Here is a 556-nt window from a genome sequence, read left to right on the forward strand (position 1 = left end):
ACTACCTTGTTTGTTTTAGCCAGTTTTCGTTGATAATATTTTTTAACTGTTGGGTTATAACGAATTGCAAAATTAGCGGCCTCAGTAAAAGCCCACGCTAAATAACGATTACCATTTTTCTGATTCGTAGCGCCTTTTTTCTTTCCATTACTGTACCTTGCCCCTTTAACACAGCGACAATACGATGAGAAATTACCTGGGCTATCAAAACGTTTAATCGTGCCGGTTTCTAACATAATAGTCAGTGCTAAAGTATTTCCAATTCCATCAATACTGGATAGGTTTATAAATTCAGGGGAGAGTGATGTTTGTTTTAAAATAGCGCCCTCTATCACATTAATTTGCTGTTGAGCACAACGTATTAATGAGAGGTTAGAAATGACTGACAGTGCTGTATTCATTGAGCTAAAGTCTGCGTGTACCTGCTCAGTATCAACGCCTTTTCTGATAGCAGCCATTTGCTTTATTTTGTTGCTACTGAGCTTATAACCAAGATGACGCATGTAACAACTTTGCACCGATAATAAGTTTTTAGTGGACTGTTGAACAATGTCCA

General features: G+C 37.6%; 1 protein-coding gene. It reads right to left on the reverse strand.

Annotated features, from left to right (window positions below):
- On the reverse strand, positions 1–503 hold a 503-nt coding region (locus I6F65_RS22135; protein ID WP_231613272.1), incomplete at its 3' end, for an IS110 family transposase.
- Between the last annotated feature and the right edge of the window lie 53 nt (positions 504–556).

This window comes from Pseudoalteromonas sp. SWXJZ94C (genome assembly GCF_015864385.1).
GTDB lineage: Bacteria > Pseudomonadota > Gammaproteobacteria > Enterobacterales > Alteromonadaceae > Pseudoalteromonas.